The 1,164-nt window shown below is 37.7% G+C and carries 3 protein-coding genes; all 3 read left to right on the plus strand.

Annotated elements, in window-relative coordinates; all coding sequences use genetic code 11:
* Nucleotides 1-13 precede the first annotated feature (13 nt).
* Genes rplX through CI949_RS20715 form a run of 3 tightly spaced genes read left to right on the plus strand, consistent with a single transcriptional unit; the run spans nt 14 to nt 1,104 of the window.
* Nucleotides 14-328: a 50S ribosomal protein L24 gene (gene rplX / locus CI949_RS20705; RefSeq protein ID WP_108138992.1), complete on the plus strand. Its 315-nt coding sequence runs from the start codon at nt 14-16 to the stop codon at nt 326-328.
* Nucleotides 329-350: 22 nt separating this feature from the next.
* Nucleotides 351-890: a 50S ribosomal protein L5 gene (rplE, locus tag CI949_RS20710; protein ID WP_108138994.1), complete on the plus strand. Its 540-nt coding sequence runs from the start codon at nt 351-353 to the stop codon at nt 888-890.
* A 28-nt stretch (nt 891-918) separates the two neighbouring features.
* Nucleotides 919-1,104 (plus strand): type Z 30S ribosomal protein S14, encoded by a 186-nt coding sequence (locus CI949_RS20715; protein ID WP_005487017.1) that lies wholly within the window; start codon nt 919-921, stop codon nt 1,102-1,104.
* The last annotated feature ends 60 nt before the right edge of the window (nt 1,105-1,164 follow it).

Genomic DNA, 1,164 nt, shown 5'->3' on the forward strand with positions numbered 1-1,164 from the left:
GGAGGGGATTGGATTGAGAATTAAAAAAGGTGACACTGTGGAAGTTATATCCGGAAAGGATAAAGGTAAGCGCGGTGAGATTTTAAAAGTAATTCCTAAAAAAGATCGCGTAATCGTTGAAGGTGTGAATATAGTACACCGCCATGTTAGTCCTACTCAGGATATGCCGCAGGGTGGAATTATAGAAAACGAAGCACCAATACATGCTTCAAATGTTCAACTCGTCTGCCCCCGTTGTGACGAAAAGACAAGGGTTGGCGCAGAGCGTTTAGATGACGGTACTAAAGTTAGAAAATGCAAAAAATGTGATGAAGTTGTTGATAAATAAATAAGCGGAAGGAGGTCCAGAAATGTCAGTATTAGCTAATGAATACAAGGAAGAAATTCTACCCCAGCTAATGGAGAAATTTGATTACAATAATGTAATGGAAGCTCCTAAATTAGAAAAAATAGTAGTTAATGTTGGGTTAGGAGATGCTAAAGAAGATACTAAACTTCTGGATACTGTTGTTGATGAGATCGCACGCATAACCGGACAGAGTCCTACTGTAACTCGAGCAAAGAAATCTATTGCTAATTTTAAAATTAGAGAAGGCATGCCGGTTGGAGTAAAAGTTACTCTTCGCGGTGAGCAGATGTTTGAGTTTTTATATAAGTTAATTAATATTACAATGCCACGTATCCGAGATTTTAGAGGTGTATCTCCTAAATCATTTGACGGTCGCGGTAATTACAGCTTAGGAATAAGCGAACACACTGTTTTCCCAGAAATCAATATTGATGATGTTGATAATGTTCATGGTATGGAAATTACCATTGTTACATCTGCCGAAACAGATGAAGAAGCATTTGAATTATTATCACTAATGGGAATGCCATATAAGAAGTAAAGACCTATAAATTGAAGGAGGGTTTAGTTTGGCACGTAAAGCTTTAATTGAAAAGGCCAATAAAGAGCCTAAATATGAAACACGAAAAGTGAATCGCTGCAGCAGATGTGGACGTTCACGCGGATATATGAGAAAATTTGATTTATGCAGAATTTGTTTCCGAGAATTAGCCCACAAAGGCGAAATTCCTGGAGTTAAAAAAGCAAGCTGGTAAAACTGGAAGGAGGTTTGTAAATGAATTTAACAGATCCAATAGCAGATATGCTGACCCGGA

The organism is Halanaerobium sp., from assembly GCF_003070835.1.

Excerpts from the sequence above, each read along its gene's own strand:
- rplE (WP_108138994.1), top strand. The coding sequence starts at position 351 with ATGTCAGTATTAGCTAATGAATACAAGGAAGAAATTCTACCCCAGCTA.